The sequence below is a fragment of the Nocardia sp. NPDC003269 genome (assembly GCF_042888005.1).
In the GTDB taxonomy this organism is placed as follows: domain Bacteria; phylum Actinomycetota; class Actinomycetes; order Mycobacteriales; family Mycobacteriaceae; genus Nocardia.
Map to the genome: position 1 here is coordinate 223,004 of NZ_JBIAPA010000003.1, position 23,297 is coordinate 246,300.

A 23,297-nucleotide genomic window follows, 5' to 3' on the forward strand; every position below is an offset into this window, starting at 1 on the left:
GGAGCGGGATTGCGCGGTCCCGTCAGGTTTCATCACCGCCGGACGGCGGGTTCGCGCGCCGGTGCCGTTGGGGGAATCCCTAAACATTCCGGTATTCCCTTACCGCCTGTCACAAGCGAACCCGACGTGGCGGTTTGTTCTACGCGGTAAGTTGGGAGCTTGCCCAGTTGTCTGGGTGGGAAGGATTCATCATGGCTGGCTCAGCATCCCTCACACCGTTCTTGACCGCAGCGGGCCGTCCGGTATCGACCCCGCTGAAGGATGTGCGGGCGATATCCCGCCAGATGGTGGGCCATTTCATCGAGAACGTGGCGCCTTGCGCGACGTTGCCCACCGAAGTCCTCGACGGTGACGTCACCACGGTGACGCGGGTGTGCCTGGAACTGACCGGCGGTGTGCTCGACGGCCGCGACCTCCCCGGGCGTCTGGAGCGGATCCAGGCGGCGGCCGCGGGCTGGGCGCGCGAGGGCATTCCGATCGACACCATCCACAACGCGGTGCACGAGGGCTTCAAACTCGGTTTCGACCTGGTGACCGCCAATGTGAACAACCACGACCACGCGACCGTCGTCGGCGTGGCCCGGCGGCTGACCGATGTCCAGAGCACGATCACCGCCGCCGTCTCGGCGGCCTATGTGCGGGAACTTCGGTCGGTCGTCAGCGAGCACCACACCGCCGTGCACACCCTGACCTCGGCCCTGCTCGGCGGGCAGAGCACCTCCACGATGGCCAGGGAATGCGGGATCGAGATCGCCGATCGATACCACGTGATCGCCCTGGCGCTGCCGCCGCACGCCGAGGAATTCGACCCGGCGCTCGATGCGAATGTGGTCGCCCGGCGCAAGTTGCGGCGCGTGCAGGCCGAGCTGGCCAATCGCTGTGTCGGCAAGGTGCTGTCGCTGCTCAGCGTCGACGGCGGCACGCTGCTGCTGCCCACGGTGGAGTTCTCCGAACACGAGCTCGACGAGCTGGTCATCGGATTGTCCGCGGCGGCGCAGGTGCCGGTGCGCGCGGTGACGACGCCCGCGGCGCCGGCCGACATTCCGCGCGCCGCCGAGCAGGTCCACGAACTGGTCGAAATAGTGCACCGGCTCGGTGGTCCGAGCAAGGTGTACCGCCCGCACGAATTGGCTTTCGAATATCAGCTGACGCGCGAGGGTGCGGCGCGTGATTATCTGAGTTCGGTCGTCGATTCCCTCGAGGCCCATCCGGAATTGCTCCGCACGCTCGAGGTGTACATCGCGTCGAATCTGCGCCGGACGAATACCGCGCGCGAGTTGTTCGTCCACACGAATACCGTCGACTACCGATTGAAGCGCATCGGGCAGCTGACCGGTTTCGACCTGAACGATGTCACGGGACTGTGCTACCTGCGCGCGGCCCTGCTGATCCGCGCGCACCGTGGAATGGGTAAGCCGGAAGACGGCCATCCCGACGACGAAACCCGCTCGCGCGCAGGGTGATCCACCCGGTTCCGTCGTCGGGACGGTGAGGCCGGGCGGCTAGGCGGCGTGGGTGAGTTGGGCGGCGGAGGCGCCGATCGCCGGGCGGGCGCCGACCAGCGTGCGCATGAATCGATCCTGTTCCCGCGCACCGCGCGTCGCGGCCCGGTCCAGTCCGCCGGGCAGTACCCGGGTGGCGGAGCGGACGAGATTGGTGGGGATCCGGAGCGCCGGATACCAGGGAATCACCACCGTCGGCAGGCCCAGTGCGCGCATCGTGCGGCGGCCGAGGAAGGTCCCCGTCACCGACAGGTGCTGGGCGTAGGCGAGGCGGCGGCGCACGGCGGGCAGCCGGTCGTAGTTCCACGACAGCGGATCTCGCGACATCGGCACCGCCAGCTGGCGGGTCGACTCGTCCGGGTCGGCCAGGGCCGAGAGCGTGTGCACCAGGACGCGCACGCCGTCGCGGAACGACTGCGGCAGCCACTGCTCCTCGACGCCGAGCAGGCTGCCGACATAGCGGACCAGGTGCGCGAGGTCGTCGGCTTCGGACGGTGTGAGCAGCACGCCCATCCCCAGCGCGCCGATCGCCGGTGCGATGAAGGCGCCGACCAGCGTGGCCGCCATATCGGTCTGATTGATCGGCATCCCCCAGTCCTCGGCCTGCCAATCCGGCATCGCGGCCACGTGGCGACGCACGAAGGCGTGGATGAGCCGCACCCGGATGGTGGAGCGATAGCCGAGGCCGAGCGGCGCGAGCCCGTCCTCGGACAGGACGTCCATCGCCCACTGCATGGTCTCGGCCCAGCGCTGATTGGAGCCCTTCTCCAGGGCGCCCGTGCGCAGCAGTGTCTTGTTGAAGCCGGAGAACTGGTAGCCGCCGAGCATGGCGACGTCGCGCGCGATGTACATACCGTCGGCCCCGCTGCTGAGCAGCACCTTGGCCCCGCGCGCGAGCTTGTCGTGATCGACCCACGCCGGCACCGCCTCGACCTCGGCGAAGAACGCGCGCAGCGGTTCCGGCGCGTCCGGCACGGCGGCGATGCCGTGGGTGAGCGCCCGGTCGAACAGCGGGCGCATCTGCTTGCTGCCCGCGGTGACCATCCACTCCACCAGCTGATCCATCGGCTCGTCACCGACGAGCAGTCCCTCGCCGAGGCGGCGCCACTGGTCCGCGTCGGGGCCGTGGACACCCAGGGTGGCCGCGAACCCGCCGACGATCACCGGGGTGCGGTGGGGGCGGTCGGGGTGTCGGGTGGGAACGGTACGCATCGGCACTCCTCGTTGAGCGACGTAAACTGGATAACGACTGATATCCAAAGTAGGCCGCCTGCTAAAGTGCTGTCAATGGCGCGTGCGGAGGTGGTCCGGCCCTATCGGGGCATGAGCGCGGCGAATCGCCGGGACGAACGCCGCGACAAGCTCCTCGCCGCGGGTCGGCAGGTCTGGGGCGAGGCCGGGCTGACCGAGGTCACGGTGCGTCGCGTCTGTGCCGCCTCCGGATTGACGCCGCGCTACTTCTACGAGCAGTTCGCCACCAGGGACGCGCTGGTGCTCGCCGTCGCCGAGCAGGTGCACGAAGAGCTGGCCGCCACCCTGGTCGAGGCCAGTCAGGCCCAGGCTGACGGCCTGCGGGACAAACTGCTGCGGGCTTTGACGGCGTTCCTCGACGCCATCGCCGACGACCCGCGGATCCACCGCATCCTCACCAGCGACACCCACGGCACCGCGGGCCTCGAAGAGCTTCGGGCCCGCTCCGTCGGCATCATCACCGATCTCGTCGTGCAGTACAGCGCGGAGTTCCTCGACGCCCCCGCGACTCCGGAGAGCCGGCGCCAGGAAGCGCTCTTCGTCGTCGGTGGGATCAATCAGCTCATCGACGCCTGGCTGCGCGACCCCCGCCAGTCGAGTGTCGAATTGGCCACGCTCTGTACCGAACTCGCCCTCGCGGTGGCGCGCAGGGGGCGCTGACAACAGCCCGTCAGGCGTCGGGCCGCGGGCGGCAGGACGGATCGTGCGCGGTGAACAGCTGGGTGAGCGCGGTGTCCATGGCCTGCTGTGTCGCCGGGCTGAGGGCGGCCAGGAAGTCGGCCTGCGTGCGCTCAAGGTCGGCGAAGGCCTCGGTGAGGGTGCGTAGGCCTTGCGCGGTCGGGACGACCACGTGCCTGCGCCGGTCGGCGCCGCGTTCGCGGGTGGCCATGCCGGTGCGCTCGAGGCGGTCGACGACGGCGACCATGGTCGTCCGGTCCAGGCCCGTCGATCGGGCCAGATCCTGCTGCGAGTGCGTGCCCGTCGCGGCATAGGCGAGCACGCGGAAGTCCTTGCCGCGCAAGTCGTAACGATCCAGCGCCTGCTCGACGGCCTCGCGCGCCGCGTCGCCGACCCGGAACAACAGGAACAGCGGCGCCTGGGTGATCCGTGCCACCGGATTCGTCTCTCGCATCAGCCCACTCTAGTCACGTACGCTGATCGTCAGTACCACTGATGATTGGAGCGTGTCGAATGTCTGATTCCCGTGCCGTCAAGATCGTCCTCGTAGTCCTCGGCCTGATCACGATGACGCCGGTGCTCGCCCTGGTGACGCCGGTGGCCCTGGAGTATTACGGGCTCACCCAGCTGGCCCCGATGGAGGAAGCCCTGCTCCGGCACCGCGGCATGATGCAGCTGGTGCTGGGTGCCGCGCTGGTCTGGGCGGCGTTCGTGCCGTCGGTGCGGGTGCCTGTCGCCCTGGCTGCGATCGTCACGAAGACGACGAATCTCGTGCTGACACTGTCGGATCCGGCGACGCGGCCGGACGCGCCGCTGTTCAGCACGGTCTTCGACACGCTCGCCGTGCTGATCCTGATCGGGGTGGTGGCGGTGCGCACGCGTCCGGCCGCCGCACGTCCGGCGATCTGACGGCTCGTGGTCAGCGGTTGGGTTCCTCGGTGACGAGGCGATAGATCACGTAGCCCGCGAACCACGTGATCATGACGGCGCAGGCGATGACGAGGATCTCGATCGCGACAACCATTCCCTCACTCCTTCCAGCGTTCGCTGGTTACGAACTCGACTCGATATCGAGTTTATCAGGGTGCTCGCTGACCGGCGCCGGTCGGCCCGAGCGCGGACGAACTCGCGCTCGGACCGGGGTGCTACCGGGCCATCACGTAGGTGCCGGGGGCGACACCGAGGGGTGCGAACTCGGTGTTGCCGAGCAGCGGTGACGGGGAGATCCGTGGTCCGGAACGGTCGGCGAGCCAGGCGGCGTAGTCCGGCCACCACGACCCCTGTGCGGTGGTCGCGGCGCCGCGCCACTCCGCGGCATCGAGCGAAGTGTCGTCCGACACCTGGTAGCTCGACTTGCGGTTGCCGGGGGGATTGACCAGCGCGGCGATGTGGCCGTTGGTCGACAGGACGAAACGTACGTTCCCCCCGAGCAATTGGGAGCTGCGATAGCAGTTGGCCCAGGGGCAGATGTGGTCCGCCGAGCCGGCAACGACATAGGAGTCGACAGCGATCTCACCGAGGTCGACGGGTGTGCCGAGCACGGTGACCGCCCCGGGGGTGGCGAGCTTGTTGTGCACCGCGGCTTCGATGAAGTCGCGATGCAGGGCGGCAGGCATGCGCGTGGTGTCGGCATTCCAGAACAGGATGTCGAATTTCGGCGGGGTCTTGCCCTGCAGATAGTTGTTGACCCAGTAGTTCCAGACCAGATCCGACGGGCGCAGCCAGGCGAAGACCTCCGCGAGATGGCGACCGTCGAGATAGCCCTTGCTCGCCGAGCGCGCGATCGCCGCCCGCGCGACGCCTTCGTCGACCAGCGATCCGGCGACACCGGCCCGGCGCTGATCGATCATCGTGACCAGCAGGGTCAGGCTCGCGAGTGCGCCGATGCGCCCGATCGCGGCCCGATGGGCCGCCGCCAAACTGGTGATCAGGCCACCGGAGCAGGCGGCCATGACATGGACGGAGCCGGCCCCGATGATCCGGTCGACCACCGAGAACGCATCGATCGCCGCGTCGGCGTAGGCATCGATGCCCCACTCGCTGTGCCGTTCGTCGGGATTGAGCCAGGACACCACGAACACCTGGTGCCCTTGCTTGACCAGGTACTCGATCAGGCTGCGGCCGGGCGCGAGATCGAGCACGTAGTACTTGTTGATCGTCGGTGGGACGATCAGCAGCGGCACCGCGTGCACGGTCTCGGTCTGGGGCAGGTACTGGATGAGCTCGAACATCGGCGCGCGGTATACGACAGCGCCCGGCGTCACCGCGAGGTCGGCGCCCACCCGGAAGGCGTCCGGCTCGACCATCGACGGGATGCGCGGGGCGCTGGCGATATCGCGCACGAGGTTGAGCGGGCCCGCGATCGTATTGGCGCCTCCGGACTCGAACAACGCCTTCCACGCGACCGGGCTGATGAGCGGATTGTTACTGGGGGACAGGGCTTCGGCGATGTTGGACACCACGAACTTCAGCCGCTCGGCGTCCTGCCACTCCAGCGGTGCGTCCCGCAGCAGGCCTTCGGCGGTGTCGGTGGCGGCCAGATAGGCCTGGACGACGCGTTTCAACAGGGGATTCTCCGACCATGCGGGGTCGGTGAAGCGGCGGTCGCCGCGCTGCGGTGTGACTTCGGAGGTGCCCTTCGCGATCCGGCCGAGTTCGTCGACGAGTCCGCCGATCCGGGCCTTGACCCGGTCCGGGTGCTGGGCCAGCGCGTCGAGCAGACGCGCACCCGAGCTGCCGGGCAGCCAGCGACCGGCCGACCCGAACGCGGCGCGGGCCAGTATCTGGTCGAGCGGAACCGTGGTGTCTTCCGGAGTGCTCGTCATCGGAGTCCCTCCGATCCAGCGTGGTCGCCGCCGACGACCCGATGAGCGGCATCCTGTGGATTCCTGCCGATGGTGATGATGTCGTCTCCACTCCTGGACGGCCGCGCGAGTCGGCTCGCGCAGCGTGTTGTCGATGGGTCCGCGTGGATCTCCCGCAGTGATCCGAGGGCGCGGCGGTTATCGATCGAGGAGTGGGTGTGGCAGTCGGCTTCGGCGGCGAACGCATGATGACCCGCATCCCAGTGCGGCCACCGTGCCGAACGCGTGATCCCACAGTGGCGCACTCGGTAGTGCCTGCCAATGTCGGCGCCGACAGGAAATCGGCGGGCAGCGTGTCGGCGCCCACAGTCCGCCGTTTCGCTTCGGCGCAACGGTGCGGTCGTCGATAGCCTGTCGTGGTGTCCACCCTCAGTCCCGCTCCCTCGGTGGCGAAACTCGCGGCCGGCCTGCTGGAACGGATCGATGTGCTGGCCGACCAGCTCCTCGTCCGGATCGTCGATCGGATCGAGGTCTATCGCCTGGAGTGCATCGTCGATCGTCGTGAGCTGAAGAGCTCGCTGATAGCCAATATGAATCAGATCCTCGGTCGGTTGAGCGGCGATCGGGCGATCGAGCTGTCGGCGCCCCGGGAGACCGGCCGCGCCCGCGCGGAACAGGACATGCCGCTGCCGGAAGTGCTGCGGGCCTACCGCCTCGGCTTCGCCTTCCTGTGGCGGCGGCTGCTCGGCGCGGCACGGAGCTCGGGGCAGCGGACGGTGGACGCGCTCCTCGACACGGCCACGACGATCTGGGAGATCGCCGACGACGTCTCGCTGGCGGTGACCGAGGCGTATCGGGAAGCGATGAGCGAACGGATGATCACCGCCGACCGGCGCCGGTCCGGTCTCCTCTCCGCGATCCTCGACGGCCCCGGCTCGGGGTCGCACAGCACCTGGGAGGTCGCGCGGCTGCTCGATCTGCCCTACGACGGGACGTTCCTCGTGCTCGTCACGGAGGCGGTGGACGGCAATTCGGCGCCGCTGCCGCATCTCGAGGACCGCCTGCGGCAGCTCGATGTCGGTTCGGCGTGGCGTTCACAACCGGATCACGAGATCGGCGTCCTCTCCCTGGGCAGGCGCCGTGATCCGGAGGAGGTACTCGCCGCGGTGCGAAAGGTGGCCATCGGCCGGATCGGGGTGAGTCCGGTGTTCGCTCGGCTCGACGGCGCGGCCCGGGCACTGCGGCTCGCGCACGTGGCCCTCGAAACGCTGTCTCCCGGTGCGGCATCCGTTCGCCAGCTGGCCGACGAGCCGAATATCGACCTGCTCGTCCGCGACCGGGACACCACCCGGCGATTCGTCCTGCGGGTGCTGGGCGGTGTCCTCGCCCTGTCCGACTACGAACGGACCACGTTGCTGGCGACGGCGACCGCGTGGATCCAGGCGCGCGGCTCGGCCGCCGAGACGGGCCGTCTGCTCTACTGCCACGAGAACACCGTGCGCGGCCGCATCCATCGACTGGAACAGCATCTGGGCGGCTCGCTCGACGACCCACGGAATCTGGGTGACCTCACCACCGCGTTGCAAGCGATCCGGATGTTCCCCGAGTTCGGCCAGCCCATCCCGGCGACGGCCTGAAGGAGTGCGCGTGACCCCTGTCGACACCGTTCGTGAACTGCGGATCAACGGCCGGCGTGTCCGGGTCTCGGTGCGGGCGGGGGAGGGGCGGCCGCTGGTGCTGTGCAACGGCATCGGCGCGAACCTGGATCTGCTCCAGCCGTTCGTCGACGAGCTCGACCCGGCGATCCCCGTCGTCCGGTTCGATGTTCCCGGGATCGGCGGATCCGAACTGCCCAGGCTGCCTTACACTTTCGCGACGATGGCCTGCCTGCTCGGCACGGTGCTCGACGACATCGGCTGCCGCGAGGTGGACGTTCTCGGCATCTCCTGGGGCGGGGGCCTGGCCCAGCAGTTCGCCTTCCAGAATCCCCGGCGCTGCCGTCGCCTGGTGCTCGTCGCCACGGCGACCGGCATGGTGATGGTCCCGGCCCGGCCGCGGGTACTGAGCAAGATGATCACCCCCCGCCGGTATCGCGACCCCGCCTACGCCGCGGCCATCGCCGCGCAGCTGTACGGCGGGCGCCTGCGCGACGAACCGGAGCTGGCGACCGAGATTCTGATCCGCCACGCCCGGGTGGCGCCCGGTCGTGGCTACGCCCTGCAGCTGATCGGTGGAGCGGGCTGGACCAGTCTGCCGTTCCTGCCGTTGATCCGGCAGCCCACGCTGATCCTGGCCGGCGCGGACGACCCGATCATTCCCCTCGTCAACGCGCGGATCATGCATCGGCTGCTGCCGCACTCGACCCTGCACGTCTATCCCGACGGCCACCTCGGCCTGATCACCCGTGCCGACGACCTCGCGCCCCGCGTCGCGGCCTTCCTGCGGCCGTCAGCCGTGTCCACCGGAGGCTGAGCCGACGGTCACCGCGTGCTGCGGTGGCCGCTCGTCGTCGAGGGTGGTCTCGCCGAGCCCGACCCGCTGCTGGATCCGCTTCATCCACTGCGGCGCCCACCAGCAGTCGTCGCCGAGCAGCTTCATGATCGCGGGGACCAGCAGCATGCGCAGGACGGTCGCGTCGATGATCAGGGCCGCGATCATGCCGTAGGCGATGTACTGCATCATCACCAGATCGGAGAACGCGAACGCGCCGGTGACGACGATCAGGATCAGCGCGGCCGCGGTGATGATGCGCCCGGTCTGGGCGGTGCCGATGCGGATCGCGTCGGTGGTGGACGCGCCCTGGGCGCGCGCTTCCACCATCCGGGAGAGCAGGAAGACCTCGTAGTCGGTCGACAAGCCGTAGATCACCGCGATGATCAGCATCAGCACCGGAGCGCTGATCGGCTGTGGCGTGAAATTGAGGATGCCGGAACCGTGTCCGTCGATGAAGATCCAGGTGAGGATGCCCAGGGTCGCGCCGAGCCCGAGCACGTTCATCACCACGGCCTTGAGGGGGAGCACCAGGGAGCCGAAGGCCAGGAACATCAGCACCATGGTGGTCGCCAGCACCAGGATGATCATGAACGGCATCAGATCGAGCAACGTGTCGATGCTGTCGGCCATGATCGCGGGCTGGCCGGTGACGTACATCGTCACGCCGTCGGGCACCTCGATCGAGCGCAGGTAGTCGATCGTCGGCTCGGCGTTGCCGGTCGGGTCGACCAGGGTGGCGGAGGTCCGATACACCGTCGGGTCGGTGGACCCGGTATTGCTCGGGACCCCGAACGAGCTGACCAGCCCCGGTGCCTGGTTGGCCTCGCGCATGATCCGGCCGATCGCCGGGGTGTTGTCGGAGACGAAGACGAGCTGGATCGGGTCGGTCTTCTTCAGCGGGAAGATCTCGTAGAAGTGCTCGAGCGCGAGCCGGGTGCTGTTGTCCGGCGGCAGGTACTTCTCGTTGATGCCACCGAACGCCAGGTTTCCGACCGGGATGATCAGGAGCAGCAAGCCGATGACGATCGGGATGGCCACCTGGAGCGGACGCTTCATCACCCAGCGGGTGAGTCTGCCCCAGAAGCCGTTCTCGATCTCCTCCGACGTCCTGGTCTTGCGGAACCGCTTCAGTCCGAGCATGTCGACGCGCGGGCCGAGCACCGCCAGCATCGCGGGTAGCAGGGTCACCGCGGTCAGCGCGGCGAGCGAGACCGTGGCGATGGTGCCGTAGGCGACCGAGCGCAGGAAGCCCTGCGGGAACAGCAGGATGCCACCGAGGCTGGCGATGATCATCGTCGCGGAGAACACGACCGTGCGTCCCGCCGTCATCACCGTGCGCCGCACCGCGGCCCGCGTGTCGTAGCCGTCGGCCAGTTCCTCGCGGAACCTGCTGACGATGAACAACCCGAAGTCGATGGCCAGGCCGAGTCCGATCATCGACACCACGGCGGACACGAACGAGTTGACGTCGGTGACGTGGGTGATGCCCATGACGATGCCGTTGGCGCCGAGAATGGTGAGCCCGCCGATGATCAGCGGCAGCGCGGCCGCGACCACGCCACCGAAGATGAAGAACAGCAGCACCGCGACCGCGGGGATGGCCAGCATCTCCATCCGCTGCACGTCGTGGGCGATGGTGTCGTTGAGGGTGCCGCCGACGGCCTGCAATCCGGACACTTCCACCTGGACGCCGTCGATGGCGAACGCGTCGCTCACTTCCCGGTAGTTGCGCAGCACCTCGGTGTCGTTGTCGCCGACGATCGCGATCGACGCGAAGGCGTGCTGCTTGTCCTTGGAGCCGAACACGGACGGCACGCCGGGGGTGGCGCCCACTGTCCAATAGGTGCCGTTGATCTTGTCGACCGCGGTCGGATGCTCGGCGACCACCCGGGAGAGGCTGTCGACGACCTCGGCGCTGAACTCCGGATCGTCGATGGTCGTCCCCGCGGGGGCGGTGTACAGCACGATGACGTCCGCGGTGTGGTCGCGTCCGAACGCGCGGTCGGCGATCTTCGCGCCCTGCGACGACTCCGAACCGGGGTCGTCCCACCCGCCGGAGGTGAGCTGGTTCTCCAGGCCGAGCCCGAAGCCGCCCAGTGCCAGCAGTGCGGCGCCGACGACGGCGAGCACCGCGAAACGGAACCGATAGACCAGGTCGCCCCAACGGGTGAACACAAGCGACTCCTCGACAGCAGGGGCAACGGGCATCGGCGACTGCCCCACACCGCTGTGGCAGAGGTCGAGGTGTCGACGGTGTCGCCGATGGTGGCACGCGAAACTGAGGAATAGCTGACAGCGGCGCTGTTCTGGAGTGTGATCTCGTCGAGCCTGCCGGTTCTCAGCGAGTGCGCGAGTTCCGCGCGCGCCGACCGAACTGCGCGGCGACGAGCGGTGCGCCGATGCCGTGCAGCACGATGCTGCCGCACACGACGACCAGCGTGGCTCCGACGACGAGATTCGCGTCCGACGTGCCCGCCAGGCTGTTCACGGCGAGCAGGCCGAAGACGATGGAGGCGACGCCGCGCGGGCCCAGACAGCACAGCAGGATTCGCTCGGGCGCGGTGAAGCGGGAACCGATCAGGGCGAGCGCCGCGGGCACGATCCGGAAGACCGTCAGCGCGAGTAGTCCGTAGACGACGACCTGCCAGTCCAGCCCGGGAATGGCGACCGCGATCGCGCCGACCACGAACCACAGGCCCAGGCCGAGGAATTGGGCCAAGCCCTCGGTCAGTTCCAGGGGTTCGCCGGGGATGTCTCGGTGGGTGGCCCGGTAGGCGAGCCCGGCCAGGAAGGCCGCCACGAACCCGTTGCCGTCGAGCTGGATGGCCAGCGCGAAGGTGAGCACCGGGATCGCCAGAATGCCGCAGCGCACGGTCCTGGGGTCGGTCCAGCCGCGGGCCGCGGCCGCCGACAGCGCGAGCCCGGCGGCCGCGCCGATGGGAAGGCCGACCAGTACGGACTTCACCACGGCCTGCAGCGCGTGGCCGAAGGCTCCCAGCACCTCGTCGGAGTCGGTGCTGCGCCGATACGCCTCGAGGGCGAACAGCATGACCGGGGCGACGAGTCCGTCGTTGAGTCCGCTCTCGACATTGAGGGTGTCGCGGACCCGCTTGGTGATCCGGTTGTCCCGCAGGATGGACTGCGCGGGCACCAGATCGGTCGGCATGACGATGCAGGCGAGGATCAGCAACAGCGGCCACGAATCCACCGACAGCACGTATTTCCCGGCGACCGTGGCGATCGCGAGGCTGACAGCGAACGCCACCAGCATGCGGGTCACCCCGGTGTTCTTGGCGATCCGGTCCCGGATCTCGGTGGCATCGGTGAACAGGAACAGCGCGAGCAGGAATTCGACGATCCGCAGCGCGGCGGTGGTATCGATCGAGGGCAGCAACCACTCGTCGTCGGTCAGCCCGACGGCGGCGCCCGCCACGATCATGGCCACCGGCTCGGTGACGCTCCAGCGCGCGAAGGCGCGGGAGTAGCAGGCCCACACCAGGATGATGGCCATCGTCACCGCTATCGCGACGAACATGCTTCTCCCGCCGGTGGGTCGAGACGATTGCTATCGGAAATCCCATGCTAGGAGACCTTCGCCCGCTCGGGCGGTACCGCTGGCGTGTCGGCGGCACCGCCTCGGCGCAGGTGCGGGTGCGGTTCGTCCGTCAGCGGAGCTCGCGCTTGAGGATCTTGCCGGTCGCCGTCATGGGGAGGGCGTCGACCAGTTCCACGATGCGCGGGTACTTGTAGGCGGCCATCTGCTCCCGGCTCCAGGCCACGAGTTCCTCGGGGGTGGCGGTGGTCCCGGGTTCGAGGATCACGAAGGCCTTGACCTCTTCGCCGTGACTGTCGTGCGGCACGCCGATCACCGCGGTCAGGCTGACCGCCGGGTGGGTCAGCAGCACTTCCTCGATCTCGCGCGGGTAGACGTTGAATCCACCGCGGATGATGAGGTCCTTGGTGCGGTCGACGATGTAGTAGAAGCCGTCCTGGTCCCTGCGGGCCAGGTCGCCCGTGCGGAACCAGCCGTCGCGGATGACCTCGGCTGTGGCTTCCGGGCGGCCGTGATAGCCCTTCATCACATTGGGACCGCGGACCGCCATTTCGCCCACGGCCCCCACTTCGGTGATCTCCGACCCGTCGTCGTCGATGAGCTTGACCTCGACACCCCAGATCGGCACCCCGATCGAGCCTGGACGGAGACCTCGATCGGGGTCGCTGAACGACACCACCGGGGAGGTCTCGGACAGGCCGTACCCCTCGAGCACGGTGACCCCGAGGCGATCTTTCACCTGATGCAGGATCTCCAAGGGCAGGGCGGCGCCGCCGGAGATACCGATGCGCAGGTTGCGGGCGATTCGCTCGACGTCGATCTCGGCGGTCAAGGCGTTGAGCAGGCCCCACCACATCGTCGGCACGCCGGCGAAGAAGGTGATGTCCTCGGTGTTCATCAGCGCAACGACCTGCGCTGCATCGAAACGTGGCACCAGATGCAGGGTGGCAGCCGTCGCGAAGCCCGCGTGCATCTGCACGGTGGCGCCGAAGGTGTGGAACAGCGGCAGGCAGACGATGTGGCTGTCGGCCGCGGGGCGATTGCGCAGCAACTGGTTCAGGGTCAGGGCGTTGATCAGGGTGTTGGAATGCGAGAGCTCCGCGCCCTTGGGCTGCCCGGTCGTCCCGGAGGTGTAGAGGACGATCGCGGTGTCGGTGGACTCGGTGCCTACCGCCTCGAAGGCCGGGCTGACACCGGCGACCGCCGTCCCCAGCGTCTCCGCACGCGAGAGCGGGCTGGGCGCCGCGGGGTCTGCGGTCATGAGGAAGAAGTGCTCGACCTCGGCGACCCCGGCGGCGGCGAAACCCTCGCTGCCCATCGGAAGCTCGGCGCTGCCTTCGAAGCAGAAGTACGCCACCGCGCCGGAATCGCGCAGGTGGTAGGCGATCTCGCGGCTCTTGAGCAGCACATTGAGGGGCACGACCACCGCGCCCGCCTTGAGAATGCCGTAGTAGACGATCGGGAAGTACGGCAGATTCGGGCAGCTGAGCGCGACCTTGTCGCCGGGCCGGATCCCGCGCGCGACCAGGAGGTTGGCCACCTGATTGGCCGCGGCGTCCACCTGGGCATAGGTCAGCCGGGTCCCACCCAGGACGAGAGCGTCGCGGTGTGGATGGCGACGGGCGGAGTCCTCGAGGAGGACCGACAGGTTCAGCACGGGTACGTCCTTGCGCGAATGAGGGAGGCCGAGAGAATTCGAAGTCGAATCGAGATTGACGTTAGGGGCGGAATCCTGACCCTGTCAAGGCGCGTCACCGGCGAAGGAGAGCGGGGTCGAGTCCCGCGTTGGTCGACGGTCGACGATGCCGTCGGCTGTTACGATGTCAAGTCGTGTTCGAGAACAAGGTGGCCCCGCAGGCCTCGGCCCGCCCCGCTCCCGTGCAGCGTCGCGGGATCGAGCGTGTGCAGGCGATTCTCGAGGCCGCCGATTCCTTGCTGCGGGAGCAGGGCTACGACGCGGCGACGCTGAAGGCGATCGGGGACCGGACCGGCATTCCGCTGGCGTCGATCTATCACTACTTCGCCGACCGCTATCAGGTCGATGTCGAACTGGCGCACCGCCATGTCCGCGAACTGGACGCGCGCATCACCGCGGCGCTGGAGCGTCCGGTGGCGCGGAATCTGCGCCAGGCCACCGATGTGATCATCGATCTGCTTCTCGCCTACTACCGGGAGTTTCCCGGCTTCATCGAACTCTGGTTCGTGGGGCGTCCCCCGGCGATCGCCGAGGTGGCGCGGGTGTTCGACGCGGCGCAGTCCGAACGCTTCTGGCGGTACCTCATCGACCGCGAGTTCGTCGACGCCGAGACGCCGCTGCTCCCCGTCGAGCTCGCTTTCGAGGCGGGCAACCGGCTGTTCGACATCGCCTTCCGGCGGTCGTCTTCCGGTGACGAAGCCACGATCGCCGAAGCGCGACGGCTCGTCGCCGCCTATCTCGAGACCTACGCGCCGAGGGCCTGACCCCTCCTTCGGGGGCCGAGTGGAGACGCCGGACCATCGGCCGATTGTTTGACAGGGCTCCGCGGTGTCCATAAACTCGAAATAGATTCGAGATCGAGTATTGGTGGCGTGTTAGGGGAACACCTGGCCACCATGCTCACTCACCATTCCATCGAGCGTTCGGAGTTGCCGCGTGACCACCGCTGTCATCGAAGTCACGCGTGCGCGCAATCCTTTTCCGCAGTCGGAGGTGACGCGCGACAGCACGGGAACCCCGCGCTACGCCTCGGTCCAGGAGACGCTGATCGATGTCCTGCGCGCCCACGTCGAGCAGCGACCGGACGCCGAAGCCGTCGCGGAAGTCGGCGGCGACCGGCTGACCTACCGGCAGCTCTGGGACCGCGCCGCGCGGACGGCCGGTGGCCTGCGTGCCGCCGGAGTGCGGCGCGGGGATCGGGTGGCGCTGCGCTACCCGTCGGGGACGACCTGGGCGCTCGCCTTCTGGGGCACGATCATGGCCGGCGGCATCGCCGTGGCGGTGAATACCCGGTCGGCGGACTCGGAGGTGGAATTCGTCCTCACCGACGCCGACATCGCGGTCGATCTCACCGCGGACACCCCGCTGCCGGACAGCGACCCCTATGTGGCGGAGGGGCTCTGCGCCGACGACCTGGCCGCGCTGTTCTACACCTCGGGCGGCACCGGGCGCCCGAAGGGCGTGCCCACCACCCACGGCGCCTTCGTCACCAATGCCGAGAACATGATCCGCAGCTGCACGCTGCCCCGCGAGGTGGGCTCGGATCTGCGGACCCTGATCTCGATGCCGCTGTTCCAGGTGACGGCCTGCCATTCGCAACTGGTGGTCGCCGCCTACGTCGGTGGAACCGCGGTGATCCAGGCCGCGCCCGATCTCGCGCTGCTGATCGAAACGCTGGCGGTGGAACGGATCTCCTTCGTCGTGACGGTGCCGTCGGTCTACTCGGCGCTGCTGCGGCACCCGGACTTCGCCACCGCGGACGTGTCCGGAGTGCGGATGGTCGGCTACGGCGGTGCCCCGATCGCGCCGTCGCTGGTGCGCGAGTTGCTCGCGGCCTTTCCCCGCGCGACGGTGACCAACGGTTACGGCACGACCGAGACGGCGTCGCTGATCACCGTGCTGCCCGATCGCGACGCGGTCACGCACGCGGACTCCGTCGGCTACGCGGTGCCGTCGGTGGACATCGGGATCGTCCCGATCGGCGATGTGCCGCACATCGGTGAGCTGGTCGTCCGTGGTGCCAATGTCACTGCCGGATACTGGTATCGCCCGGCGGCGACCGCCGAGACGATCGTCGGCGGCTGGCTCCGCACCGGTGACGTGGTGCGCATCGACGACGCGGGGAGGGTCTACCTCATCGACCGCCTCGCCGACACCGCCGGAACCGGACGCCGGACACCGGACGCGGACGGCGGACCGACATGAGCCGACTCGATCTGACCGGACGCACCGCGATCGTCACCGGAGCCTCGGCGGGAATCGGCCTCGCCGCCGCGCGGGCCATCGTTGCGGCGGGCGGCAATGTCGTCCTCACCGCACGCAGGCAGGAGGTCGCCGATGCCGCCGCAGCCGAATTGCGGGGCGTAGCGCTCGGTTTCGCCGCCGGAGGCATCGACGAGTCGGCGGCCCTGCGGTGTGTCGAGGCCACGATGAGCCGCTTCGGCAGCATCGACATCCTGGTCAACGCCGCGGACCGCAACCCGTCGGCCGGGCCGGTCCTCGACCAGGACTACCTGCGCTTCACCAAGACCTTCGGGGTGAACGTGTGGGGGCCGATCCTGTGGACCTCGCTGGTGACGCGGGCCTGGATGGGCGAGCACGGCGGGGTCGTGATCAACACCGCGTCGATCGGCGGCCCGACATCCGACCTCGGGCTCTACCACGCCGCGAAGGCCGCACTGATCCACGTCACCGAGCAACTGGCGCTGGAACTCTCGCCCGGCGTGCGGGTCAACGCTGTCGCGCCGGGTACCGTCCGCACGCCGCCGGACCAGCCGCAATCGGCCGTCGCGGCGGCGGACCACGCTGAGCCCGAGGACATCGGTGCCGCCATCGCCTTCCTCGCCTCCGACGCGGCGGGCCGGATCACCGGCGAGACCTTCGTGATCGACGGCGGACAGCGGCTGAGTGACGCGGCCTCGTTCCGCGGCGGCGAGTTCAGCCATGTGTGAAGAGATTCCGCACCGGGCGTGGCGTGCGCCGACGCCGGGCGCGCCCACCGGCACGGATGTGGCCTGATGGGTGACCGGCCGGCGGTGCTGAGCGCCGCCGACATCGAGCTGCTCGAATTCGCCACCGCGTGGGCGCCCTACGGCGGCAACGATGCCGAGGCCTTTGTCCGATTCGGGCTCGGCGCCGACGAATTCCACCGCCGACTGCACCGGTTGCTCGGCTCGCGCGCCGCGTGCACGGTCACCAACGCGACTGTCGCCACACTGCGGGAACAGTGTCGGAATCGGTTGTGGCGGTAGCCCGGTCTCCGTGTGAGCCGAGTCGGCGTTCGCTGTCCCTCAGCGGACGCGGGAGCGCCGGTAGGCCGACGGCGTGGTCCCGGTCCAGCGTTTGAAGGCGTGGATGAACGGCGTCGCCTCGGCGTAGCCCAGCCGGATCGCGATGTCGTCGATCGAGAGCGGGGTGCCGGTGAGCATCTCCTCGGCCAGCGTGCAGCGGACCTCGTCGACGAGCGCGCGATAGCCGGTACCCGCCTCGGTGAGACGCCGCCGGAGCGTGCGCGGGCTCGTGCCCAGTTCGCGCGCGACCACCTCGATGGTCGGCGGGGACGCGATGCCCGCGGACTCGCCGCCGGGCAGGATCAGCTCGCGGACCTCCGCCGTGATGCCCGTGCGGGCGCTGCGCCGTTGCAGGAGATCGGCGCACTGCGCGACACACAGGCTCCAGGTCTGGGCGTTCGCCTGGGGCAGAGTCTGGGCCAGCACCTCCGGGTCGAGGGTGAACACCGTCTGCGCGCGGCCGAACTCCGGCGGAGCGCCGAGCACCTCGGCCAGGCGCTCGGCGCTGTCGCCCGCGTCGAAGTCGAACTCGATCCGTGACACGGCGAGTTCGTGACCGAGCAGGTCACCCATCACCCGATGCATGGCGACGATGTCGCGTTCGACGAGGAAGCGCACCACGTCGGGGGGAACGAGCTCGTGCTGGATCCGGGCCAGCACCCCGCCGTCGCCGGATTCGACGACCGGCGTGCAGAATCCGTAGCCCAGGTGGTAGTAGCGCAGCGCCAGCGAAATCGCCTCGCGCAGTGTGGGACTGGTGACGCAGGCGAAGCCGAAGATGCCGAAGGTGGAGAGCCGGTAGCGGCGCCCCACCTCGACGCCGAGCGCGGGAACGTGGGCGAGCTCGCGCACGAGATTGCGCACGACGACGAGCTCGGTCGCGGCGGGCACCTGCAGATCGGGCGCGGTCAGGGCCGTCTCGGCGAGGCCGGTGCCGGCCAGCACGCGATCGCCGGTGACGCCGTGATCGGCCGCGAAGGCCGCCATCACCGCGATGCTGGCGATGCCGCGCGGAAAGTCCCAGGTCCGGACTTCCGGCTCTTCGACGGTACGCATCCGCCCAGTATGGCCGAAAATATTGATTTGCTGGCCGTCGTTGTTTGTCCCCGGTGTTCGCGCAGGTCGTAGCGTTGACAGCGACAGCAGCGACAGAGGAGTCCTGGGATGAGCGCGCGCACCACCCCGTCGATCGTCATCATCGGCACCGGTTTCGGCGGCCTCGGCATGGCGATGGAACTGCAGAAGGCCGGATTCGACCGGGTGACGCTGCTGGAACGGGCCGCCGACGTCGGCGGTGTGTGGCGGGAGAACACCTACCCCGGGGCGGGCTGCGACATCCCCTCACCGCTGTACTCGTACTCTTACGAACCCCGGACCGACTGGCCCAAGCGGTTCTCCGAGCAGCCCGACATCCTGGCCTACCTGCGCGGGGTCGCCGAGAAACGCGGTCTGATCCCGAAGATCCGGTTCGGGGCCGAGGTGACGGCGGCCGAATTCGACGACGCCACCGGCACCTGGACGGTGCGCACGGCGGACGGCGCGACGATCACCGCCGACATCCTCATCCCGGCCGTGGGACAGCTGTCGCGTCCGGCGCTGCCGAACATCCCGGGAATCGACGATTTCCAGGGGGAGTCGTTCCACTCGGCCGAGTGGAATCACGCGGTGGACCTCACCGGCAAGCGGGTCGCGGTGATCGGGACCGGCGCCAGCGCGATCCAGTTCGTGCCCGCCATCCAGCCGAAGGTGGAGCGGCTGACCCTGTTCCAGCGGTCGGCCGCCTGGGTGCTGCCCAAGCCGGACATCGAGTACCGGCCCTGGCACCACACCGTGTTCGCCGCCGTGCCACCGATCCGGCTGGCGGAACGGTTCGCGGTCTGGGCCCTGTGCGAATTCCTGTCGCTGGGCATCGTCGATGTCCCCGCGATCCGGCCGCTGGTGACCGGCATCGCCACCCGGCATCTCGAGAACCAGGTGCGGGACCCGCGGCTGCGAGCCGCGCTGCTGCCGGACTATCCGGCAGGCTGCAAGCGAGGCCTGTTCTCCAACAACTACTTTCCGGCCCTCACCCAGCCCAACGCACACGTCGAGACCAGCGCGATCAGCGAGATCCTGCCCGACGGGCTGCGCACCGCCGACGGTGTCGTGCACGGCGCGGACGTGATCATCTACGGTACGGGATTCAAGGGCACCGAATTCCTGTGGCCCATGCGGATCACCGGGCGCGCCGGACGCGAGCTGACCGACGCGTGGGACGGCGGCGCCCGCGCCTACCAGGGCATGGCCGTCCCCGGCTTCCCGAACATGTTCCTGATCTACGGCCCGAACACCAATCTCGGCGTGGGGTCGATCGTCTACATGATCGAATCCCAGGCCCGCTACATCCGCCAGGCCGTCCAGCAGATCGCCCGGCACCCGGGACGGGTGCTCGATGTGCGGGCCGAGGTGGCCGAGGCGTACGACACCCGGGTGCAGCGGCGGCTGGAACGGACCCCGTGGACCCGGTGCACGAGTTGGTACCGCACCGCCGCCGGACGCATCACCAACAACTGGCCGGGCACCGTGTCCAGCTATCGCCGCGGCACGCGCACCTTCGCGCTGTCGGACTACCAGGTGGTCCCCGCCACGGCCGACCGCCCCGGGCTGTGAACAGCGCCCGATCGACCCCCTTCCCGACGAGACCTGCCGGAGCCGACCGATGACCGTTGTCCTGCCGACCACCCTGTGCGAAGCGTTCCAGCGCACCGCCGCCCGCATGCCCGACGCCGTCGCCCTGCGCACACCCGGCGACACCACCCGCATCACCTGGGGCGAGTGCGCGCGCCGGGTGGAGCGGATCGCCGCGGGGCTGGCGAATCTGGGTGTCGCCGCCGGTGACGCCGTGGCGCTGATGCTGACCAACCGGCCCGAATTCCATCTCGTCGACACCGCCGCGATGCACCTGGGCGCGGTGCCCTTCTCGATCTACAACACCAACCCGGTCGAGACGATCGCCTATCAGCTGGCGAAGACCGGGAGCCGGGTGATCGTGTGCGAGAAGCAGTTCCTGCCGCAGATCGCCGCGGCCCGCGCCGTCGACCGGACCGTCGACACGGTCGTTGTCGTCGACGAGGGCGGGGCCGACACGGTGTCGCTGGCCGAGCTCGAGTCGAACCCGCTGCCCGGCTTCGACTTCCGGGCGGCCTGGGAACAGGTCCGCGCCACGGACGTCCTGACGATCATCTTCACCTCCGGCACCACCGGAACCCCCAAGGGCGTCGAGCTCACCCATGCCAACATCCTGAGCAATATCGACGGCGTCCGCGACATGCTCGATCCCTGGTTCGAACACCGGACGGTGTCCTACCTGCCGGACGCGCACATCGTGAATCGCTGGACGTGCCACTACTTCCCGATGATCGGCGGGGGACCGGTCACCGACCTGGCCGACCCGAAGCAGATCGTGACCGCGCTGGCGGACACCCGGCCGACGGCGTTCGTCGGCGTGCCTCAGGTCTGGTACAAGATCAAGGGCGCGCTGGAGGCGCAGCTCGCCGCCGAGACCAGTCCGGTCAAGCGGAATCTCGCGACGTGGGCCATCGATATCGGGCGGCAGCGGGTGCGTGCCGAGCTCGGCACGTCCGGCGGCGGAGTCTCGCCGTGGCTGGCCGCGCGGCATCGGGTGGCGGATCGACTGGTCCTGCAGAAGATCCGGCACCGGCTCGGGCTCGACGAGTTGCTCGTCGGCGCGACCGGGGCGGCGCCGATCGCACCGGAGGCGCTCGAGTTCGTCCTCGGACTCGGTCTGCCGGTCGGTGAGGTGTACGGCATGTCGGAACTGTCGGCCATCGCCACCTTGAACCGGCCGGGCCGGATGCGGCTCGGCACGGTCGGTGTCGCCGCGCGCGGGGTCCAGGTATCGATCGCCGAGGACGGCGAGATCCTGGTCCGCGGCCCGATCGTGATGAAGGGATACCTGGGCGACCCCGAGCAGACCGCCGAGGCGATCGACGCGGACGGCTGGGTGCACACCGGCGATATCGGCACCGTCGACGCCGACGGCTTCGTCTCGATCGTCGACCGCAAGAAGGAGCTGATCGTCAACTCCGGCGGAAAGAACATGTCGCCCAGCAAGATCGAGGGCTACGTGAAGGTCGCCTGCCCGCTCGCCGGGTCGGTGGTGGCCATCGGCGACGCGCGGCCGTATGTCACCGCGCTGATCGCCCTCGACCCCGATGCCGCCGCCGCGTACGCCCTCGCCAACGGCCTGACCCCGAACCCGGCCGAGCTGGCCACCGAACCGGGGATCCGCGAGATCATCGACGCCGGCATCCGCGACGCCAACGCGAAGCTGGCCAGGGTGGAGCAGATCAAGAAATTCGTTGTCGCGCCGGTCTTCTGGCAGCCCGGCGGTGACGAACTGACGCCGACGGGAAAGCTGAAGCGCACACCGGTCACGGCCAAGTACGCCACCGAGATCGACACCATGTACAGCGCCGCGCGCTGACCCACCCCGAATCGAAGACGAGGAATCAGAGATGAGTACCACCGAGCAGGCGCCGGTCACGGCGGAAGTACTGGTGTCGTTCGATCCCGCGACCGGTGAACCGATCGGCGAGTACCCGATCGACACGCCGGAACAGGTCCAGCGCGTGGTCGGTCGGGCGCGCGTCGCCGCGGAATTCTGGGCGGGGCAGCCGTTCTCGGCGCGGCGCACGGCGCTGCTGCGCTGGGCGTCGTACCTGACCGGGCACGCCGAGGAGTTCACCGCGCTGATCCAGCGGGAGAACGGTAAACCGGTCGACGACGCCTTCCTCGAACTCACCCTGGCGCTGGGCCACATCGACTGGGCCGCCCGCCACGGGGAGCGAGCGCTGGCCTCGCGGCGGGAGCGCCCCGGCCTGCTGATGGCGAACTTCGCCGCCACGGTCGAGTGGCGGCCGCTCGGTGTGGTCGGGGTGATCGGGCCGTGGAACTACCCGGTCTACACCCCGACCGGCTCGATCGCCTACGCCCTCATCGCCGGGAACACCGTGGTGTTCAAGCCGAGTGAGTACACCACCGGCGTCGGCAACTACTTCGCGGCGGCCTTCGCCCTGGCGAATCCCGAGCTGCCGCAGGGCATTCTGGAGACCGTCAACGGGTACGGCGCCACCGGTGCCGCGCTGGTGACCGCCGGGGTGGACAAGGTCGCCTTCACCGGGTCGACCGCGACCGGGAAGAAGATCATGGCCGCGGCCGCCGATTCCCTGACACCCGTGCTGCTCGAATGCGGTGGCAAGGACGCCGCGATCGTCGCCGGTGACGCCGATGTCGCGGCCGCCGCCCGAGATATCGCCTGGGGCGCCTTCGCCAACAGCGGCCAGACCTGTGTCGGCGTCGAACGGGTCTATGTCGTGAAATCCGTGCGCGACCAGTTCGTTTCGGAGCTGCGCAAGAACCTCGACGGTGTGCGGGCCGGCAGCGATCCCGGGGCCGACTACGGCCCGATGACCATGCCGGGCCAGATCGAGGTGGTCCGTCGCCATATCGAGGACGCGCTGCGCGACGGCGGCACCGCCGTGGTCGGTGGGCCCGACTCGGTGCGGGCGCCCTTCATCGACCCGGTCGTGCTGCTCGATGTCGACGAACAGTCATCTGCGGTGCAGGAGGAGACCTTCGGCCCCACGCTGACCGTGCGGTCGGTCGCCGATGTGGACGAAGCGGTGGCGCTGGCCAACGGCACCCGCTTCGGGCTGGCCTCCACGGTCTACTCGAAGCGGCACGGGGTCGAGATCGCCCGTCGGCTGCGCGCGGGGGCCACCTCGATCAATGCGGTCCTCGCCTTCGGCGCCATCTCCTCCCTGCCGTTCGGCGGGGTGGGCGAGTCCGGCATCGGGCGCATCCACGGTCAGGAGGGCCTGCGCGAGTTCGCCCGCCCGCATTCGCTTGCCCGGCAGCGGTTCGCGATCCCCGGCATGGCGTTGCTGACCTTCGAGCGGACGGCCGCGACCATGGCCATCGTCCGGCGCGCGGTACGCACCCTGTACGGCAACAAGCACTGACCCCCGG

The 23,297-nt window shown here is 69.1% G+C and carries 18 protein-coding genes and 1 pseudogene; 12 read left to right on the forward strand and 7 right to left on the reverse strand.

What is annotated here, in order from left to right; genetic code table 11:
• The first annotated feature begins 191 nt into the window (after nucleotides 1-191).
• Nucleotides 192-1,463, forward strand: a complete 1,272-nt coding sequence (locus tag ACFYWJ_RS21010; protein WP_355272521.1) for a helix-turn-helix domain-containing protein — start codon at nucleotides 192-194, stop codon at nucleotides 1,461-1,463.
• Between the two features lie 39 nt (nucleotides 1,464-1,502).
• Here ACFYWJ_RS21010 and ACFYWJ_RS21015 read toward each other — a convergent pair whose 3' ends face one another.
• Nucleotides 1,503-2,714: an oxygenase MpaB family protein gene (locus tag ACFYWJ_RS21015; protein WP_355272519.1), complete on the reverse strand. Its 1,212-nt coding sequence runs from the start codon at nucleotides 2,712-2,714 to the stop codon at nucleotides 1,503-1,505.
• Between the two features lie 75 nt (nucleotides 2,715-2,789).
• Here ACFYWJ_RS21015 and ACFYWJ_RS21020 point away from each other — a divergent pair, with 75 nt between their 5' ends.
• Nucleotides 2,790-3,413, forward strand: a complete 624-nt coding sequence (locus ACFYWJ_RS21020) for a TetR family transcriptional regulator (RefSeq protein WP_355272518.1) — start codon at nucleotides 2,790-2,792, stop codon at nucleotides 3,411-3,413.
• 10 nt (nucleotides 3,414-3,423) lie between these two features.
• Here the strand turns inward: ACFYWJ_RS21020 and ACFYWJ_RS21025 are convergent, their stop codons facing one another.
• Nucleotides 3,424-3,885, reverse strand: coding sequence for a MarR family winged helix-turn-helix transcriptional regulator (locus ACFYWJ_RS21025; RefSeq protein WP_355272516.1), 462 nt, complete (start codon nucleotides 3,883-3,885; stop codon nucleotides 3,424-3,426).
• Between the two features lie 59 nt (nucleotides 3,886-3,944).
• Between ACFYWJ_RS21025 and ACFYWJ_RS21030 the strand changes: the two genes are divergently transcribed.
• Complete coding sequence (locus ACFYWJ_RS21030; protein WP_355272515.1) at nucleotides 3,945-4,340, forward strand: hypothetical protein; 396 nt, start codon at nucleotides 3,945-3,947, stop codon at nucleotides 4,338-4,340.
• Between the two features lie 236 nt (nucleotides 4,341-4,576).
• Here ACFYWJ_RS21030 and ACFYWJ_RS21035 read toward each other — a convergent pair whose 3' ends face one another.
• On the reverse strand, nucleotides 4,577-6,256 hold the full coding sequence (locus tag ACFYWJ_RS21035; RefSeq protein WP_355272513.1) for an alpha/beta fold hydrolase: 1,680 nt from the start codon (nucleotides 6,254-6,256) through the stop codon (nucleotides 4,577-4,579).
• Between the two features lie 398 nt (nucleotides 6,257-6,654).
• Here ACFYWJ_RS21035 and ACFYWJ_RS21040 point away from each other — a divergent pair, with 398 nt between their 5' ends.
• On the forward strand, nucleotides 6,655-7,872 hold the full coding sequence (locus tag ACFYWJ_RS21040; RefSeq protein ID WP_355272511.1) for a helix-turn-helix domain-containing protein: 1,218 nt from the start codon (nucleotides 6,655-6,657) through the stop codon (nucleotides 7,870-7,872).
• 10 nt (nucleotides 7,873-7,882) lie between these two features.
• A complete protein-coding gene (gene phaZ / locus ACFYWJ_RS21045) occupies nucleotides 7,883-8,707 on the forward strand; it encodes a poly(3-hydroxyalkanoate) depolymerase (protein WP_355272509.1) in 825 nt (274 codons plus the stop codon).
• Here the strand turns inward: phaZ and ACFYWJ_RS21050 are convergent.
• The 3 genes from ACFYWJ_RS21050 to ACFYWJ_RS21060 form a co-directional block, all read right to left on the reverse strand.
• Nucleotides 8,684-10,903, reverse strand: a complete 2,220-nt coding sequence (locus ACFYWJ_RS21050; protein WP_355272507.1) for an MMPL family transporter — start codon at nucleotides 10,901-10,903, stop codon at nucleotides 8,684-8,686. The genes phaZ and ACFYWJ_RS21050 overlap by 24 nt on opposite strands.
• Before the next feature lie 163 nt (nucleotides 10,904-11,066).
• Nucleotides 11,067-12,263: a cation:proton antiporter gene (locus tag ACFYWJ_RS21055; protein ID WP_355272505.1), complete on the reverse strand. Its 1,197-nt coding sequence runs from the start codon at nucleotides 12,261-12,263 to the stop codon at nucleotides 11,067-11,069.
• A gap of 130 nt (nucleotides 12,264-12,393) precedes the next feature.
• Nucleotides 12,394-13,938 carry a long-chain fatty acid--CoA ligase gene (locus ACFYWJ_RS21060; protein ID WP_355272503.1) on the reverse strand — a complete coding sequence of 515 codons (1,545 nt, stop codon included), beginning with the start codon at nucleotides 13,936-13,938 and terminating at the stop codon, nucleotides 12,394-12,396.
• A gap of 173 nt (nucleotides 13,939-14,111) precedes the next feature.
• On the opposite strand from ACFYWJ_RS21060, the gene ACFYWJ_RS21065 reads away from it, so the two are divergent.
• The 4 genes and pseudogenes from ACFYWJ_RS21065 to ACFYWJ_RS21080 all read left to right on the forward strand — a co-directional run bounded on the left by ACFYWJ_RS21065 (nucleotide 14,112) and on the right by ACFYWJ_RS21080 (nucleotide 17,228).
• Complete coding sequence (locus ACFYWJ_RS21065) at nucleotides 14,112-14,741, forward strand: TetR/AcrR family transcriptional regulator (protein ID WP_355272501.1); 630 nt, start codon at nucleotides 14,112-14,114, stop codon at nucleotides 14,739-14,741.
• 172 nt (nucleotides 14,742-14,913) lie between these two features.
• A pseudogene (locus ACFYWJ_RS21070) lies at nucleotides 14,914-16,146 on the forward strand (class I adenylate-forming enzyme family protein); the annotation flags it as partial.
• 32 nt (nucleotides 16,147-16,178) lie between these two features.
• Nucleotides 16,179-16,928 (forward strand): SDR family oxidoreductase, encoded by a 750-nt coding sequence (locus ACFYWJ_RS21075; RefSeq protein ID WP_355272500.1) that lies wholly within the window; start codon nucleotides 16,179-16,181, stop codon nucleotides 16,926-16,928.
• 66 nt (nucleotides 16,929-16,994) lie between these two features.
• Nucleotides 16,995-17,228: a DUF3263 domain-containing protein gene (locus ACFYWJ_RS21080; RefSeq protein ID WP_355272498.1), complete on the forward strand. Its 234-nt coding sequence runs from the start codon at nucleotides 16,995-16,997 to the stop codon at nucleotides 17,226-17,228.
• 39 nt (nucleotides 17,229-17,267) lie between these two features.
• Here the strand turns inward: ACFYWJ_RS21080 and ACFYWJ_RS21085 are convergent, their stop codons facing one another.
• Nucleotides 17,268-18,323, reverse strand: a complete 1,056-nt coding sequence (locus ACFYWJ_RS21085; protein ID WP_355272496.1) for an AraC family transcriptional regulator — start codon at nucleotides 18,321-18,323, stop codon at nucleotides 17,268-17,270.
• 108 nt (nucleotides 18,324-18,431) lie between these two features.
• Between ACFYWJ_RS21085 and ACFYWJ_RS21090 the strand changes: the two genes are divergently transcribed.
• From ACFYWJ_RS21090 to ACFYWJ_RS21100, 3 genes are read left to right on the forward strand one after another with little or no spacing between them, the layout of a single operon-like run.
• Nucleotides 18,432-19,916: an NAD(P)/FAD-dependent oxidoreductase gene (locus ACFYWJ_RS21090; protein ID WP_355272494.1), complete on the forward strand. Its 1,485-nt coding sequence runs from the start codon at nucleotides 18,432-18,434 to the stop codon at nucleotides 19,914-19,916.
• Between the two features lie 49 nt (nucleotides 19,917-19,965).
• The gene (locus ACFYWJ_RS21095; RefSeq protein WP_355272493.1) at nucleotides 19,966-21,753 is read left to right on the forward strand and encodes a long-chain fatty acid--CoA ligase; all 1,788 of its coding nucleotides are present in this window, start codon (nucleotides 19,966-19,968) and stop codon (nucleotides 21,751-21,753) included.
• Nucleotides 21,754-21,784: 31 nt separating this feature from the next.
• Entirely contained in the window at nucleotides 21,785-23,290 is a 1,506-nt protein-coding gene (locus ACFYWJ_RS21100; RefSeq protein ID WP_355272492.1) for an aldehyde dehydrogenase family protein, read from the forward strand.
• The last annotated feature ends 7 nt before the right edge of the window (nucleotides 23,291-23,297 follow it).